Genomic DNA, 17,216 nt, shown 5'->3' with positions numbered 1-17,216 from the left:
CGACCCCAACCTTGGCAAGGTGCCCGACGCGCTTACGCCACCCTATCCAGCTCCACGCTGCGGCACGATTTAACGCTATAGATCAATATGTTAATCGACATCAGTCCCGCCGAACCTATCCGGGAGGTAGCCGCCGACTTGCTTCGAAATGCTTGGAATTGGCTTCGATAGAGGGTATGGTAGGGCGATTCTAAGCAAAAATTCGACAAGGTGTTGATATGGCGACGGAAAAGATCACAAAGCGGATCGTGGACGCGCTCAAGGCTCCGAAACCTTCCAGAGATGGGGTCAAGGTTCGGGAGCATTTCGTGTGGGATCGCGAGCTGCGCGGGTTCGGCGTGCAGGTCATGCCGTCGGGTCTCAAGAGCTTCGTCATCCAGTATCGCACCCCGGAAGGGAGGAACCGGAGAGCCGTCATCGGGCGCTATGGGCTGATGACGGTCGAAGAAGCTCGCAAGCTCGCCCATGAGAAGCTGGTGGCGGTTTCCAAGGGTGTCGATCCGGTCGCCGAGGAAGCCAAGGCAGCGGGCCTGCTCACCGTCGCCGAAGTCTGCGACTGGTATCTGGCCGAGGCGGAAGCCGGGCGGATCCTCGGCCGCCGTCGGCGGCCGATCAAGCCGTCCACGCTGGCGATGGACCGCAGCCGCATCGAGGCGCACATCAAGCCGCTCCTCGGTCGCCGCCAGGTCGCATCCCTCAAGCTTGGCGATGTCGAAGGTGCGCAGGCGGACATTGCGGCCGGCAAGACCTCGAAGCCTCGCGCGGGCAGCCGCGGCGGCGCCACCACCGGCGGCGAAGGCGTGGCCGCGAGGACCATGTCGACGCTGCATTCCATTTTTGAGCATGCGGTTCGCCTCGGGAAGATCGAAGCCAATCCCGCGAAGGGTGTGCGCAGGCTCGCCAGCGCACCGCGCGAGCGCCGGCTCAGCCGGAGCGAGATCGAACGGCTGGGCAAGACGCTGCGGGCGGCCGCGGAGGAGGGCGAGCATCCGACGGGGCTCGCCGCCATTCGCTTCCTCCTCCTGGCCGGCTTTCGGCGCATGGAAGCGCTCGGGCTGCAGCGCACCTGGCTGGACGAAGAGGAATGCGCCATCCGCTTTCCGGATACCAAAAGCGGCGCGCAGATTCGTGTGATCGGCCAGGCCGCCATCGATCTGCTTCTCGATCAGCCCAAAACCAAGTCCCCCTTCTTCTTTCCGGCCGATTGGGGCGAAGGGCATTTCATCGGCGTGGTGCGTGTTCTCGATCGCGTCTGTCAGAAGGCCGGGCTGGCGGACATCACCCCGCACACGTTGCGCCACACCTTTGCGAGCCTCGCGGGCGATCTCGGCTTCTCCGAGCTGACGATCGCGGCGCTGCTCGGCCATTCCGCCAGGGGCGTCACACAGCGCTATGTCCACATCGACGAAGCGCTCAGGATGACGGCTGACCGGGTGGCCGACGAAATGGCCGACCTGCTCGATGGGCGGGCGACGCCATCGCGTTCTCGCTCCGGACGGCGTGATCGGTCCCAGCAGAAGCAGACGCTGGAGGCGACCGGGGCATGAGTGTCCGAAGTTTGCGGCAAACTTCGGACACCAAAGCAAGCCCTGTTTGTCCGAAGAATGTAGCACTTTTCGGACACGATCTTGCCTTTGTCCGAAAAATGTATCATATTTCGGACATGACGACCTTAGCGCATGATACCGACCTTCGCTCCCGGCTGCTCGCCCGGATCGCCTCCAGCCCGAACGAGGTCTGGACGCCCGGCGATTTTGCCGACCTTGGCAGCCGCGCCGCAGTCGACAAGACCCTGCAACGCCTCGCCGCCGCAGGCGATCTGCGTCGGATCGACCGCGGTCTCTACGATCAGCCCCGCAAGAATGAGCTGACTGGCCGCCCCGCCGTGCCCGATTATCGCGCCGTCATCCGCGCCGTCACCCGCCGCGACCAGGCGCGCGCCGTGGTGGACGGCATGACCGCCGCCAACGATCTCGGCCTCACCACCGCCGTGCCCGCGCGCATCGAGGTGTTGGTTGATGCACGCCTGAAGCCGATCAAGCTCGGCAAGCAGGAAATTCATTTCAAGTTCGCCGCACCCAGCCGCCTCTATTGGGCAGGCCGGCCGGCCATGCGCGTTGTCCAGGCACTGCACTGGATGCAGGACATGCTTGCGCAGGACGACGAGCGCGCCCGCGTCCGGACCGCGCTGCGCCGCCTTCTTGCCGACCCGAAGCACGGGCAGCCTATCCGCGACGATCTGCGCGCCGGACTATCGGCGCTGCCGATCTGGATGCAGGAGTTCCTGCGAGGCCTGCTCAGCGCAACCGATGCGGACGAGGGCCAGCCATGACCGACGCCGCGTACAGGCAGGTCATCGCCGCGTCGCCGGGTGACCGGCTCGATCTGTTTCTCACCACCGCCAATCGGCTCGGCACGCCGGTCGGCAATGTGGAGAAGGATTTCTGGGTCTGCTGGACGCTGAATGCGCTCTATCACGAGCGACCTGCTGGGGGACCTCGCCTCCTATTCAAGGGCGGCACATCGCTGTCGAAAGCCTATGGCCTGATCGAGCGCTTTTCCGAGGACATCGACGTCACCGTCTTCCGCGACGACCTCAATGAGGCCGCTTCGGTCGAGGAACTGGAGGCTCTGTCGAACAAGAAACGTCGCGCCAGGCTCGATGCTATCCGGGACGCGTGCCGTGCCTATATCACAGGCCCGCTCCACGAACTTCTTAGCGCGCGGCTCGCCGAGGCAACCAATGGCGCCGGGCGCGTCGAGATCGACGAAGCCGATCCAGACGGACAGACATTGCTCGTCTGGTATCCCGAAGTCGAGCCGCGCGACGGCACCTATGTGCGACCGGCCGTGCGCATCGAATCCGGCGCAAAGTCAGCGCTCGATCCCAACCGTCCCACTACGATTCGACCCTATGTCAGCGAGGAGGCTGATGGACTCGACCTAACCGTCGCCGGCGTCACCACGATCGAAGCCACCCGCACCTTCTGGGACAAGGTGGTGATTGCCCATGGCTTGCGCCGCTGGTACGAACGGCGCGGTGTTCTCCGGCAGGAAGGCCAGCGCGTGTCGCGACACTATTACGACCTCCACTGCCTGCTTGGCTCGGAGGTCGGAAAAGCGGCGCTTGCAGATCGCGATCTTGGCGCAGACTGCGTGCGCCACGCGCGCATGTTCTTCGACCGCCCCGACTATGATCTGGCCTCCGCCACCCCGGGCTCATTCGCTATCGCACCTATCAACGGAATGGTCGAGGCGCTCAGTCGCGACTATGCAAACACCACGGCCATGATCTTTGGGGTCGCTCCTGGATTCGCGCAGATATCGGCTTCCGCCTTCCAAATTGAGCGGGTCATAAACAGCCGCGTTTAGTCAAACCGATTGCACTACAACCTGCGAAGATATCAGTCATGCAGTGCTTTGCGCAGGGCATCCGGCGCGTCGGCGTAGAAGAGAACTTGAACCTTGGTGGCTACATCGTCCGACAAGTCGATCAAGGCCCTGCGACTGGATACGGGCACGAGGACGGCGTTGGCGCCTTTCTCCATTGCGAGCTCGATTACGTCGATCGGGTTGTGGATCGGTTCGATAGAGCCGCCCAGGGTAATTCCGCCGGCGATGACCAAGCCACCCTTCAAGGGCTTGCCGAGCAAGGCGGAGCAAAGCCCGACGAGGACGCCGACGCCAAGTTGCTCGCCGCTCTTCGCGGCGTCGAAGGATCGAAGCTGGAGAGCAAATTCGTGCTCGCGTGGATTGCGCTCGCCGACGAGTTCCCGTGACCTTGCATAGAGGTTCTGCTCCGCGATGCGCGCGCTTTCCCGGAACGGGCCGGGGGGAGACTGGTTCAGGATGCGAACGCCACCGCCGGGGCTTTCGGTCACTTCGATACGGAACAATCCCGTACTTTCATCCTGGCCGCCCGGGCTGATCGCCCAGACCTGGCCGGCAGGTAGAGGGTCGGAGCCGATGCTGTCCTCACTCTGCAACTCCGGAGTCGAGACGAACTTCTCCACCCCGTCCAAGCCGATCACGTAGCTGAATTGCGTGTTGCGAAACTCGGCCGAGCCGATGCGCTTCTGCTGCTCCTTCACGCGACGGCGAACTTCCAGGGCGAGACGTACTGCCCATTCCAAATCGTCGTCCGGCACGGCGACGGTCGGATCGGGATAGAGAAGCTTCAACAGGCCGGAGACGGTCTTATTGACCGCATTCTGATCGCGGCCGGAAAGGGCGCCGCCGAAATGCACGCGCCCCTGGAGCACGTTGACGCGGCTTCGCGAGCGAAGGCCCGAGAAGCACTCCGCGAGAACATCGCTGACGAGGCCGAAGCGGTCGGTGAACAGCTCCTTGCTTATCTTGGGCACGTCCCATCCCGGCAGGTAGCAGTGGATGCGGTCCATGAAGGCCGTGTCGTTCCGCATCTCCGGCGGCATAGGTCCGAACAGGTGCCCCACCCGCTGCTGGTGCTGCACGTCCACATCGAAATTGCCGACCATGACGATACTGCCTTCGGCGCGGATGCTCTCCCGGCCGCGTGAAAACTCGCCCGACTCCATGTAGCCCTTCATGATGTTGACGCCGTCCTTCTGATCGAAGGAAATGCCCGACACCTCATCGAAGCAGACGACGTCGTACTGGCAGACAAGGCCGCGCTGCCCATTCGCCATGTTAACGAACATGCGCGCGACCGTGGCCTTTCCGCCGGAAACGAGGTGCGCATAAGGAGAGACCTGTTGGAAGAGATGGCTCTTGCCTGTGCCGCGCGGGCCGAGTTCGATGAGATTGTAGTTCCGCTCCACGAACGGGATCATGCGGAGCAGCGTCGCGTCTTGGGCGCGGGTGCTCAGAGCAGCGGGCTCTAGGCCGATGCTACGCAGGAGGAAGTCCTTCCACTCGCGTGTGGTCAGTTGGCCGCGGCCAGCGGCGATCTTCTCCAGAATGTCGCGTGTCGATAGCTGAATTTCACGGAGGCTGAGGACTTCAAACGGCCTGCCGCCCTTCTCTTGCGCGATACTCGCGTCGTAGCCGAGTTCGATCTCGGCATAGAAGCCGCCCGTCAGCATCCGCTCATGATCCAGGACGATCTTGTCCGAGATGCGCACGTCGTTCAGGCGGAGGCTAGGCAGCGTTGCCAGATAGCTGTCGGTCTTGGCGTCGAGCCGGGCAGTGATGATGTCGATGATGCGGACGGAGCCGCGGTCGCGCGCCTTAGACTTGAATAGCTCCTCTTCGCCCGCGCGCACCGTCCGGTCGGAGAGTTGCGACTGCACCATCTGGAGACCTTCCTCGATCTCCTCGGGCACGGTGCTGGCGCAGTAGCGGCCGAGCATAAACTCGACAACATAGGTCGGCACGGGGAACTGGCCGCGAAAACGGCGCACCAGATCCTTGCGTACGATGTGGCCCGGGAAGGCTTCCGCCGCCTTGCGATCAAGGTCGTCGAGTTCGATCACGTCAATCCTCCCCGACCGTCAGTGTACGGTGGGCCAATACCCGACCGTCATCATCCAGCACGACAAGGCATGCGGCTTCACGCTCGTGTTCGTCGCTGACCAGGAAGGACGTGCGGCCGCGCTCGTCCAAGACCCGGCCGCCCTTGATCAGGCTCGGTCCGCTGGTCTCCGAACCGAGGCGCAGATCGATGCGGAGGTCGGCACCGCCGGTGACTTCGACGCGCAGGCGCAGTCCCTCCCATCTGGTTTGCCCAACATTGACTGCCCGCTTTGCGCCATCGCTCGCCACCTCCAGGACGGGCAGGATGCATTCCTGCGGGCTGACGCCGCCATGCGCGTACTCATAGCCCGCATAAAAGGACCGCGCCCCTGTCGCCGTCGCTACCGAGACCTCGGGGTTCCAGGTCCACGGAACCTGGAGATAGGACGTTTGCGCCTTCGCTTTAACCAAGGCGCAGCGTGTTCGCTTGCCGTTGGGCTCCACCAGACCGACATCAAGTGCCGCGTGGGGTAATCCGTCCGGCATCAGCAGCCAGCCATGGTCGGTGACGATGCGAAGGCTCCGCCCGGACCGCACCAACTGAAGGATGCGGTCGGCCGCATCGCGGATGCCGGCCGAGAGCCGCTCGGCAAGGCGCGCACCCAGCGCGTGCCCTTCTTCGTCGAAGCGCCCTGTCTCCGCCCAGAGCTTCACGTCGGGAAGGAGGGCGTTACCTGTCTCCCAGCCATCCGCTTCCATCAGCTTGAAGAGCACGGGTTTCGTTGCCGGCTTGCCCTCCGGGGAGAGCGGCAGAACGTCGGATGTGGTAGGCGGACCGTTGAGCAGGGACGCCACTGGTGAGACCATCGGCTTGCATGTCGCCGTGACGGTGGGGAACCCGGACCACATCCAGCCCAGCGAGACCTTTACACCCTCATCCTCCAGGCGGCGGACCAGCTCACGGGCAAGGTCCATGCGCAAGCCGTCTACGAACAGAATCGTGGTGGCGTCGTGACCAGTCTCGGGCGGAGCAGCGAGCTTCACTTTGCCGACCCGGATCAGCTCCTGGAGCGCGAGGGCGCCCTGATCCATCCAGGGCAGATAGACCGCACGTAGCGCTGCGGCGACGGCCTCGCGGTCGAGCTCGCGCGGCGCGACCGCCAGCGCGCGCATCGCGGCCCAGTCCACATCGGCGCCTGCCGCAACATAGGCTTCGGCCAGCGCGTTGCCGTCATGACTCGGCAGCGGCTCGGCGGCGGCGATGTTCGCGATGAAGGCGAGAGCCTGCGCCAAGGGTGCTTCGCCGCGCCGCGCCCAGACTGTCTCTCGCCGCCAAGCGTGCTTCGCTTCCAACTCACCAATTCTGGCCTTGGCGGTCTCTGGCGAAAGCTCTGCCAGTTCGCGGAGTTGTTGGCGCAGGTCCTTTTCGTCCCGAGCATTCAAGCGGGGGTACGAATCCTGGTGCTCGAATAGCGTTCCCGGCTCTTCGAGGCTGAGATAGGTCACGACCTTCTCAAAACCGGTAGAGGCGGCGAAACGCGCCCATACCTCCGCCCAGCGCCCTTCGCGCTTGGCCAAGCGCCGCGTAGCGTCCTGCGGGGACAGCTTGCGCGGATCGAACTTCAGCTGCTTTTCGGCAATGTTGGCGAAGGCCGCGAACCGCGCGGGATCGCCCAACTCGGTGAAGGCTCCGTCGATCCACTCGAGCATGTCGGCGGCTAGGTCGGGCGCGAGCAGCGCGTTGAACTGGTCCGCGTTCCAGCGTTGGCCGCGCAACTCCTCGACGGGGCGCGTGCAGATGCGCAGCGCCGCGTGGGAAAGCGCTGTGCGGGTCGCATTGTCGTCGGCGATGCTGAGCTTGAGCGGTCCGCGTTCGGAGGTGAGGAAGCCGCGCAGCGTCCAGTCTTTACCGTTGACGTGCCCGAACACGGTGCCTGCCACCGTGAACCAGACCAGCGGCTGTAGGAGAGCCGGGCAATCGTCAGCGCCCTTCAGCGTCTCGCGAGCGACGCCGGGCAGATAGAGGATGGGCGTGCTCTCCTCCTGGATGAGAACGGCGGGAACGGCTCCGGCAACTGCAGCGCGCAGCCAAACGGCCGGCCCCGTTCGTGTCGCCGCATCGAACTCGCCGTAAGTCAGCAGCTCCGGAAGCCGCTCGCGCAGCGCCGGCAGAAGGGGCTCGAACTCCCGATTGGCGTCGCACCACACTACCGCTTCCGGCGGCGCCTCGGCCGCGGCGTTGTAGCTTGCGGCGTCGTGCAGGGCGCTGACGAGGGCATCGAGAGGCGTCGTCACTTCACCGCCTCCATCCGTTTCGCAGCGGCCTCACGCGCGGCGCGCTTCTCGGCCAAGGTGGTATGATGGTCGTTGCGGCGCTCACCCTTGAACACGTCGTACCAGGGCGCTGATGGCACGTCGTTGCCGCGATCCTTGTCCTTCAAGATCTTCGACAGGTCGTGCGTGAGCACGCCCGCCTTGATGAAGGGGCGGATGTTCTGGCGGACGCCGTCGTCGAGGTCCGGGTCCCAGCCCAGCGGCAGCTGGGCGAGCGACTTCCAGCGGACGAAGATGTCGAAGGGCTTTTCGCCCTCCAGGATCTTCTCCAGCTTCTGCTGAAGCTCGCGTCCTTTCTCGTAGCGCAGCGTGTTGTTCTCGGCCTTGGCGCGGGCAAGCCAGTCGCCGAGCAGAGTGTAGGTCAGCTTGCGCAGATTGGCCTGGTCGAAGCGGTGGTAGTGAACGAAGACCGAGAAGCCGTCCTTCAGCCCGTCCGAGATGTGCCAGAGGAAGGGTCGCTGGCCGAAGAGGGCACAATGCTGGCGGAAGGCGCGGTCGCGGACCCAGGCTTCGAGCGAGCCATCACGCGCAACTTTCTTGTCCAGCGCCTCGTCAGCCTCGGCGACAAGGCGGCGCTCCAGGGCATCGGACCATTGAGCGCCGAATGCGGCTGCAAGATAGGCCCGTAGGCGGTCGGCAATCGGCTTTTCACCGGCGACTGGCGGAACACCAAGCAGGCCGTCATTATCGCCGGAAGGTAAAACTGCTGTTCTCGCGATCCAATCCCGCGCCTCATTGGACAGTCGTATTTTTCTATCATCCTCCGCTGGCCACCGATATCCGACGAGCCGAGCAAGTGCGACGTGGACGGCAGTCGACGATTTTGTATTCGCAGGATGTCCATGGAAGAGCCATTCCGTGGGCTCTATGGAAGAAGGTAAAGGCACCCCGGACGGATACCGAATTAACGCCTCAGACTTCCAATATTCAGGGTCGAATGGTACCTGAATTAGATCTCCCTGGACCTTCAGTGCCTTAGATATCTTGCGTACCTCTTTGCGATACGCCTCGTCACTCAAAAAAGTCCAAAGTGCTGGTAGATCGTTTTCATCGATAGGGATGACTGCAACAGAGTTGCTGTCGTAAAGGTTCCCATCATACAGACTGACGGGCAAATCACCCATAGCACTTACAAGAACTCCACGCCTTCCCCAGGCGTCTTCACCCCGAATCCACGATGAAACATTCCCATCAAGGCGCTCGTCTACAAATGCGAGAAGCTCCCCATTTCCAGAATCCCAGAGCAATGCCTTTTGATAGCCCCTGAATTCATCTGTAGACTTAATCGTCGTTTGTTGCAGCGACCATCTTCCCGATGGCTGATCTAGCTCCCAGAAATCTCTACCGAACCTTTCATAGTCACCTGTGCATATCCCAAGTTTAAAGAAAGCGATCTTCGAGAGCTTTGGTTTACTTGAGCGCGCCTCAACTCCAATCTTCTTCTCGCTGTCCCCAAGCTGCAAAGCCTGACTAACGGCAGAGAACGAACCTCTCTTGAGTATTTCTTCCTTTTCTTTGGAGTCGCCGCCGGGGTTTGCATCAACAGCTGCGTAATGTGAAGATTGAGCCGGCTTTGAATTTGAGAATGAAATCAGCGTAGTATTAACGACTTCCCCACTGATTGTTTCAAATGCCCGAGAGCCGAGCGCCGAGACCATGTTAATTTGACTCTTCGACAGGATGTCTCCGCGAAATTTTTTATAATATGCTTGGTATAGCCAATTCTGAGGCGTCACGCCGCAAATTGATCCATCTGGCATTGCAAGCCGCCGCATGCGCTCAAGCATTGCAGTGGCGAGATCCGGTTTCGCATTCTTGAAGCGAGCTTCTAGATAAGTCGCCAGATCGGATGATTGCTTAACCCTGGAAAGATAGGGGACATTTGTCACCTGAAGCCAAAACCGTTTGTACAGCATGGCCGCGGCATCCGACATGCCTCTCGCCGCAATGACGCCTTCTCGTTGGTCAGGTTCCGCACTTCTTGTTTTTTCAAGCAGTGGCGACAGCAAACGCTCGATTTCCCGCATTCTCTCTGCTTCGAACAAATCTCCGCCGGAAGGCTCGATTAAACTTCCCAGTATTGGCGCCTTGGCGAAGAGATGATGCAGTGCAGCCAACGCGTACCCGAGTTCTTCGTTGCCATCCGCAAGCGCAACGAATTCTCGCTTTGGCAACGGCGGCGGTGCGCCGACCCAAGCAATGTGTGGGAGCGGCAAAGTTTGCCATCCTCCAATTCGCCAAGCTGTTAATGCCACTGCAAACGCCGCGATCTGCACGCATCGTCCGTCGATCTCCAGCCCATGAAGGTTGTCGCGCAGCACCGCCGCGACCGCATCGTGCGGCGACAGATGTTCTTCGGCCTGCCGTAGCGCCGCTAGGATCGCCAGTGCCTCGGTAAGGAAGTGCCCGGACCCACAGCACGGGTCGAGCATTGTGATCGCCTTGGCTTCCTTGGGCCAGCCGGGGAAGGTGCCCGCTGCGGGTCGCCAAGGGCTGTCCTTGTCCTCACGCACAAAGCGCAGCATGTCGAAGCTGTAGTCGGGCAGGGAACACGCCGCGCGCAAGGTGTCCTCGTCTGCGGCGGTTTGCGCAAGAGCCGTATCGGCGGCGAGTACCTTGGCCGCCCACCACGCCCCCAGCGTGTTGTGCAGCAGGAAACGCACCATGTAGGGCTCGGTGAACAGCTGCGTGACCGCAGGCAGCTCGTCGGCCCCGATCTTCACGCCCGATTTGTTGACAGCATCCTTCTCGGCCGCGCGCCAAAACTGATAGGTCCAGCCAAGACTGTCCTCGGCTTGAAAGACTTCGGCATCGAGCCCCGTGACGAGGCGGTGCAATTTCTGCGGGTGGACCGGGTCGAGCTCTATCGCGAGGACCGGATCGTCGATGCGGAAGACCGCCGGCAGCATCGCGGCCGCATAGCGCTCGGCGATCACCCAAGGGTCCGTGAGGCCCTCGGCCTCGGCGAGCTCCCGGCAGTCCTCCAGCGAAACCGGCACGTCATACTCCGGATTCCGTAGCAGCCCGCGCTCGGCCAGAAACCGGGCGAAGAGCATACGGTGCCAGTGCGCGTAGGCGGCCGCTTCGACCAGCCGCTTCGTTTCCTGCGTCTCGTCCGACTTATTGAATGCGTCGCCCAGCGCACGGGCATGGGCGCGCAGGCGGCGGCGCAGTTCCTTCTCGGCATCGTTCAGGTAGGCGGGCGCCTTGCCGGCCGCCACGCCGAGGCGCTGGATTGCATCGCCCGCGCCTTCCTCGGCGATGATGCGTGCGTCCTTGACCGTCTTTTCGAGTGTCCGGCGCAGAGCGGTGGGGAGGTAGCGGTTCGTCATGCGTCACACCTTCGGGATCACGGGACCGTCGCCCAGCGACTTGGCGATCCGCTCGCGGACCTTGGCGAGCCAGTCGTCCAGCTCCGCCTCGCTCTTCAGCAGTGCGCCCGGCAGGTTCACGGCGCGCGCCTTGGGCTCCAGCAACGCGGCGGCGGCGGCCAGCGCATCCTCGATACGCGCCGGCAGCGCCTTCACCATGTTCTCCCACTCCGAGAGGCCACGTCGCGACAGCGCCTCGGCGATTGCCTGCGGCGTGTCAACCGCGGGCTTGTCCACTATCAGCAGCCCGCATTCCTGACGGATGCTGTGCTTCTGTTCCGGGGATAGCTTCGCCCAGGTCGGATCGTCGGCGAGCCGCTGCTCGCCCTTCTGCCACGCCGCCTCCCAGGCCGCATGAGCGGCGTTCAGCTTCGCCCGCAACGTGTCCGCCGCCGCAGAGATCAAGGGCGGCACCGGATCGGGGTCGGCGAGCAACCGCCGTCCGTCCCGCAGGTCGTCGAGATCACCCTGTTGTTCCGTGGCGCCCAGGGCGACCAGACGTTCCGCCAGGCGCCAGTTGGGCAACCGGTCGCCGATCTTCTGGGCGGCCGCCTTCCATGCCTTCAGCTTGTCGCGCAACGTTGCCGCGTCCGCCGCGAGGGCGGCAAGGAGGTCATTGCCGGAGAGCCCCTTGTAGGAGGCAATGTTCGGCACCGTCTCCGGCTCCGGCGCGGGCGGCTCGCCACCGGACTGTCGGGCGGCCGTTTCGAGGCGTTCGAGAAGCGCCGTCAGCACCAAGTGTTCCTGGTTGTTCTCGAACGCGATGCCCGCGTCGGTCAGCAGGCCACGTACCGGCATACGTTGCGCGATGGTGATGATCGTCGTCTCGCCGCGGAAAGTGCAGGTGCCGAGCTTCTGGCGCGGCAGATCGGGAAGCGAAGCGGGCTTCCCATCGTCACCGGTGACGCGGACCAGCCCCGCGTTGGCCAGGACGATGAGCGCACCGTCGACGGTGTCCTGCGACCAGCCATAGGGCGGGCTGGTGAACTTCGAGCGCAGGTCCGAGCCTTTCCGGCCGGGGCCGAGCTCGGCCAGCAGCGCCTTGCACACGGGGTGGTTTTCCGGCGCGCCGGCGTGATCCACCGCCTTCATGGCGTCCGGGTCCTTGCGCATCGCCCGGTCGCGCACCTTGTCCCAGCCGGGGTGATCGCCGTCGGCAAACTGCGGGTAAAGGCGGGCAAGCGCGTTGGTCGCCCCTTCCTTCACCGCCTCGCCCGGCGCGCCGGCAATCAGCTTGCCGCCCGCCTGATAGACACGGGCCTGCGCCACCGCTTCGCGGACAATTTCCTTGGCGACGGCCTGCGCCTTGTTCGCACGGGATTGCATGGCGGATTGGGCCTCGCGCCCAGCGTCGGTCTGCGGCACCCCGCGCACTTGCAGGACGTGCTCAGCGGCGCGCCAAGTCGTGAGCGCCGTCGTTAGTTCGTTGTCGCGTGTCGGATGACGCGGGATAAGCAGATGAACGGAAGGATCCGATGTCGATGCCGCCGCGATGTCTTTCTCCACCGTCGTCAGGTCTTCGTTCCACCCGCTCCTCAGCCGCAATGGGATGCCATCTGCCGGAGCCTTGTCGTCGGGACGCAGTCGGTGGATGCGCCGTTGCTGACGGCTGGAGCCGTGCGTCACGCCAGCGGCGCCTGCCAAGGCGGTCTCGATCGCCTCCTCGAGCAGCTCGCGTCGTGACCGGGTGAGTCCCGACTGATCGGCCAGAATGGCCTTCTCTTCGCTGCGATACGCGGATTCCCATTCCGCGCTCTCTTTCGTCTGCAAGCGCCATTCACCGCCGACCTCGATCACCGCCCCGTCGGCTTGAAGTTCATGCAACAAGTCGGGCACTTTGCGGCGCAGTTCGTCTTCTCCGGCGAGGTCGACGATCAGAAGGTCGGCGATGGTCTCCGCTTTCGCACGGACGCCATGGTGGTCCGCCTCCGGCGCGATGCGGCCGAGCATGTAGACCAGCATGAGGATGCGCGCCTTTAGCTGATCCTTGTCCGGTCCACTGCGCAGGGATTCAATGCGATTCCGCGTCTCGCCCGGCAAAAGCCCGGCGTTGTACGCCTCGGTCGAGAACCGTCCGTAGAGGAAGTCGACCGGCACCGCGTGACCGAGCGGCTTATCGCCATAGGTGCGCGCCGCGTCGAGCGTGGTCCGCAGTTGCCCCCGCAGCGTTCCGCCAAGACCGGTGCGGTCGAGTTCGCGCAGGATGCGCTCCCAGACCCGACGACGAGAAGGAAGCAGCGGCCAGTCGAGCACTGCGTCGTCGTCGTCCTGCACCGTGTGCGCCAGACGGCTGCCGCGCAGGTGCCGGCTGATCTCGCCCGCATTAGCGTTCAGCATGCCGCGAATGGGCTTTTCGGCGCCCGTTTTCTTTCGCAGGACGGTTTTTCGGATGACCGCATCGACATCCGCTTCGCCGAGCGCGATCTGCACCGGGAACCGGTCGAGAAGCTTTTGCAAATCCTGAACGTCGCTCAGAGCCTGTTGACCGGTCGCGACGAGAAGCACGCGGCCGTCGAACCGACCGGCCAGCCGTTCAGCTATCGTCTGAATCTTCAGCGTCAGACCAGGGTCTTGCCGGATGAATTGCTGCACTTCGTCGAGCACGATCAAGGTCAATGGCAACTCGGTTCGACCCAGCATGAGGGCTTGCCGAACCATCGTTTCGAGGAGATCGACGGTGACCGCTGGCGGCTCGGGGAACTGCGAACGGAGCAGTCCGCTTAGGTCCTTTGGCGAGCCCGCGAGATCCGGTTTCTCTTTCAGCACTGCGGCGCCGAAGCGGGGCGACAGAATGAAGTTGCGAATGTCGGTATCAAACGTGCTGCCCAGCGCCTTGCGAACACTGTCCAGTATGCCGAGATCGGCCAGCCAGAACGCGACCTGGGCCGCGCGAAGATCGCTTGGCAACCCAACTGCCCGCAGCACGATGCCAAGCGTGGCCTCGGCCGGATCCGAGGGACCTGTGCCGAGCGTATCGCCCGCTGCCACAACACCGCCCGCCCGCTTCGCCGCGATGCGCAACTCTTTCAACGGTGCTGCCACCTCTGGCGGTAAATGATGGATCAGCCCTTCGGCCGTGGCACCGTCGGGAAACTCCAGGTTCGTCCACAATGCGGCGAGCATGCTCGCAAGGTGGGACTTGCCGGAGCCATAGAACCCGGAAATCCATACCGCCGGCGCGCTGCCGCCTCGGCCAACGGACCCCAGGAATGCCTCCAGGATTCGAGCGAGGCCGTTGGCATAAGCGCCGTCGCATACAAAGGTAGTGAGCTCTCCGCGCAGCGTTTCCAGAGCTTCCGAAGCCGGCGGGAACGAAATCTTGGCGACACCCTGATTGGCCAGTCTGTATTCTGCCGGATCGGTATGGAAAGTTTCACGGTTAAGCATGGCGTCGCCCCTCACAATGCGTTGTCAGCCGGGATCGGGATGGCGTGATAATTCCATCCGTCCCGTGCATCGAGCAGACGGTACACGCCGGCGGAGTGTTTGCCGGGGAATCCGACAAGAAGCCGCCCAGAGATGGAGTCCGCGACACGGCTGATCAAAGTCGAGACCCGCGCGACACCGAACAGCGCACCGCAGCCGTCCACGGCCAGGATGTCATTCGCGGTGCAGGAGCGCAGGGCATCCTTCAGTTCGTTAACGAGACTGTTCTCAATTTCAGGCAGGAGCCCTCGGATTTCAGCAGGTTGCTCGACCAGCGCATCGAAGAATTCGTGCTGCCCAATCCAGGAACCGAACCAGCCCGAGAGGGAGACTTGTCGCCAACCGTGCCCGGCCTTGAGCGTCGCATGCTCGAACTCCGCAAGACGACCCGTGAAACGACGTTGGAGCGACTTGTCGTACCAGACGATCCAGACGCGGCCCGCGGGAGGCGCGTCTTCGGCCCAAGGTAGCCTGACTTGCTTGCTGTAGGCGGCGAGGATGTCGTCAAACGTATTCAAGTTCCGGCACCCCCAATGCGGTCGCCATCGGCTGGCGGACGGATATTTCGGTCACATCGCCGGCTGAGCGGACGCGAGCTAGCCCGATAGCTTCGGCTCGCCGCAATGCGTCAAGAGCTTGTTCCGGCGACAGGTCCAGAACCATCATCCAGCCGGAGCTCAGGATAGCCGGCCCGCCGAAGCCGGATGCAGTCGCAATGAGTGCGGCCAAAGCGACTGTCGTTGGAGTGGGCGTCACTCGCTGCCGTAGTTTCTTGACAGCGCCCTTCAGATGCCCACTCTGGGTCCATGACGAGGCACAGTTCTGAGCGAGAGACCGCAGCATCTTTTCGCTGAAGCGTTCGGGAAAGGCTGCGACGAATGCCTCTTCAAACAATGGCCGTTGCAGGCTTTGCCCCACGGAACCTGTCATGACGACAGGTGCTGTCTCCCGCAGCAGCGGGTCACGCGCCAAAGCAACGAGCAATGCCCGCAAGCGGCGGCCCTGAATGTCGCCTTTCCACGTCCTCATGAGCGCCTTCGTCAAAGGCGGCTGATCAACGAGCCCATAGAGCGAGGCCAAATGCCTAAAAGTCAGCCGCCTTGTGTTGCTCGTCGCCTTGCCGATTGCGTTCTCATCGATAGCGGCCGATCGAAACTCTTCCGGCGTCGATGCGCCAGTGCCGATCAGGGCTTCGAGTTCGCGGAACATCATCGTCTTGGATTGATGCGCTCCGCCCCCTGAGAGCTTCATGCCGAACAAGGAAAGCTTAGCGTCTTCGGCACGTGCGCCGCACCAAAGTGTAGTCTTTTGTTCAGTTCGGGTGAGCGATCCGCCATTGCTCGCCATATCAGTCCTAGTTCGAAGCGCGAGCATAATGCAATCCAACCCACACCACGCCCGTATTCACTTCATGGGCAATATTAACAAATATCCCTTTGAACAATCGCCGCCTAAGCTCCTGTTTCAGATTCGAGTCGGGCATCAGACGGCTCCTTCAGCATTTCGCGATTGACCTTCAGCAGACGTCGGCGACGCCAGAAGGACGATCTGTTGGTCTTGTGGGGCACGTGTGCTTGGATCAACATCCAAGCCCAAGCGCTTCAGCGTGTAATAAAGAAGAGCCTTACGAACCCTTACATGCGCTTTCCCGTCACGCATGCCGTAGTCGAGCGCGATAACCTTCTTCTGCGTATCAGAAAGCCCGGGGTGTGGTCCAATCTCCAGCGTGATCTCTTGTTGCCAATCCTTGTCTTCGCTTGCGTCAGCTTCGCAGGGTTTCGAGGCCCGCGTCTCTAAGATGCGAGACAGGAGGAAATCCTTGAAGCTCCGATCGGCACCACAAAACGCGCGAGCATGCCATCGAAAACCGTCAAAACCGAGTGCGTGCGGAGATATCCAGCGCCATCTGGGTTTAGAACTCGACAGCGATTGATACCGGATCTCCACTGCCGCGTGCTGGCGTATCGCCGATAGTACCGACCTCAGCACTTCGGCCCTAATACCCCGAGCAGGGCTTGGGGCGACGCCGAATGACGGAAGATGACCGAGCCATGCATGGGAAGGATCAAGAATGCCGTCAGCGATCGAGCGAAGCTGATTGAGATAGCCATGGGGGTCGGGCTTCAGGAAGCAGGGCGTAAACTTATCGCTGGCGACGTAACGCTTGGCACTCTTATCATAAATGGCATTCTGAGGCGCGCGCTCCTGATAGAGCGTCAGGTCCTTCGACGCCTGGGGCACGGACACGTCGAACATCTCGATGATGTCGGAGCGGTTGACGCCGCCCTCCCAGAACAGCCGGAACTCGATGAACTCGAGCCGGCGCTCCACGCCCCATTTCAACGCCGCGGCGCCTTCCAACATTGCTTTTCGTCTCCGTGCGTCGATGGGGATAAAAAGTATATGGACATACCGACGCGATCCGTGTAATTATTATTCCCATCTACCGCGCCAGTCAATGGTGATCGGCGCGAATTTCACGGGGGCAAGACGATGCCGAAACGTGGTTCAAAGGGCGAAGTCACCAGCAAGCGGGCGGCGAGCGCTGCCGCCAAGGTGCTGCGGAATCCCAAGAGCAGTAAGGCCGCAAAGACAGCAGCCGCATCGGCGCTCACCCAGCGTCCGAACAAGAAGTAACCCCCCGGAAAGGAA

The 17,216-nt window shown here is 62.7% G+C and carries 11 protein-coding genes; 4 read left to right on the top strand and 7 right to left on the bottom strand.

Annotation, left to right across the window (positions count from 1 at the left end; translation table 11 throughout):
* The first annotated feature begins 218 nt into the window (after window positions 1–218).
* The 3 genes from ACM6UT_RS21290 (at window position 219) to ACM6UT_RS21280 (ending at window position 3,372) form a co-directional block, all read left to right on the top strand.
* On the top strand, window positions 219–1,547 hold the full coding sequence (locus tag ACM6UT_RS21290) for a tyrosine-type recombinase/integrase (RefSeq protein WP_107396120.1): 1,329 nt from the start codon (window positions 219–221) through the stop codon (window positions 1,545–1,547).
* Window positions 1,548–1,663: 116 nt separating this feature from the next.
* A complete protein-coding gene (locus tag ACM6UT_RS21285) occupies window positions 1,664–2,332 on the top strand; it encodes a DUF6088 family protein (protein WP_416799328.1) in 669 nt (222 codons plus the stop codon).
* Window positions 2,329–3,372 (top strand): nucleotidyl transferase AbiEii/AbiGii toxin family protein, encoded by a 1,044-nt coding sequence (locus ACM6UT_RS21280; RefSeq protein WP_107394302.1) that lies wholly within the window; start codon window positions 2,329–2,331, stop codon window positions 3,370–3,372. Before ACM6UT_RS21285 ends, ACM6UT_RS21280 begins: the two co-directional genes overlap by 4 nt.
* Window positions 3,373–3,404: 32 nt before the next feature.
* Here the strand turns inward: ACM6UT_RS21280 and brxL are convergent, their stop codons facing one another.
* The 7 genes from brxL to ACM6UT_RS21245 all read right to left on the bottom strand — a co-directional run bounded on the left by brxL (window position 3,405) and on the right by ACM6UT_RS21245 (window position 16,928).
* The gene (gene brxL / locus ACM6UT_RS21275) at window positions 3,405–5,453 is read right to left on the bottom strand and encodes a protease Lon-related BREX system protein BrxL (RefSeq protein ID WP_416799327.1); all 2,049 of its coding nucleotides are present in this window, start codon (window positions 5,451–5,453) and stop codon (window positions 3,405–3,407) included.
* Window position 5,454: 1 nt separating this feature from the next.
* Complete coding sequence (gene pglZ, locus ACM6UT_RS21270) at window positions 5,455–7,728, bottom strand: BREX-1 system phosphatase PglZ type B (RefSeq protein ID WP_416799326.1); 2,274 nt, start codon at window positions 7,726–7,728, stop codon at window positions 5,455–5,457.
* Window positions 7,725–11,099 (bottom strand): Eco57I restriction-modification methylase domain-containing protein, encoded by a 3,375-nt coding sequence (locus ACM6UT_RS21265; protein WP_416799325.1) that lies wholly within the window; start codon window positions 11,097–11,099, stop codon window positions 7,725–7,727. The genes pglZ and ACM6UT_RS21265 overlap by 4 nt, the downstream gene beginning before the upstream one ends.
* A gap of 3 nt (window positions 11,100–11,102) precedes the next feature.
* A complete protein-coding gene (gene brxC, locus ACM6UT_RS21260) occupies window positions 11,103–14,525 on the bottom strand; it encodes a BREX system P-loop protein BrxC (protein ID WP_416799324.1) in 3,423 nt (1,140 codons plus the stop codon).
* 11 nt (window positions 14,526–14,536) lie between these two features.
* The gene (locus tag ACM6UT_RS21255) at window positions 14,537–15,082 is read right to left on the bottom strand and encodes a DUF1788 domain-containing protein (RefSeq protein ID WP_107394297.1); all 546 of its coding nucleotides are present in this window, start codon (window positions 15,080–15,082) and stop codon (window positions 14,537–14,539) included.
* Window positions 15,069–15,911, bottom strand: coding sequence for a hypothetical protein (locus tag ACM6UT_RS21250; protein ID WP_129609359.1), 843 nt, complete (start codon window positions 15,909–15,911; stop codon window positions 15,069–15,071). The genes ACM6UT_RS21255 and ACM6UT_RS21250 overlap by 14 nt, the downstream gene beginning before the upstream one ends.
* 135 nt (window positions 15,912–16,046) lie before the next feature.
* Window positions 16,047–16,928 carry a WYL domain-containing protein gene (locus ACM6UT_RS21245; RefSeq protein WP_107394295.1) on the bottom strand — a complete coding sequence of 294 codons (882 nt, stop codon included), beginning with the start codon at window positions 16,926–16,928 and terminating at the stop codon, window positions 16,047–16,049.
* Window positions 16,929–17,057: 129 nt separating this feature from the next.
* Between ACM6UT_RS21245 and ACM6UT_RS21240 the strand changes: the two genes are divergently transcribed.
* Entirely contained in the window at window positions 17,058–17,201 is a 144-nt protein-coding gene (locus ACM6UT_RS21240; RefSeq protein WP_416799323.1) for a hypothetical protein, read from the top strand.
* Window positions 17,202–17,216: the final 15 nt, after the last annotated feature.

Source organism: Ciceribacter azotifigens, assembly GCF_048159625.1.
Lineage (GTDB): Bacteria > Pseudomonadota > Alphaproteobacteria > Rhizobiales > Rhizobiaceae > Allorhizobium > Allorhizobium azotifigens.
This window is presented reverse-complemented; position numbering and strand designations above follow the sequence as displayed.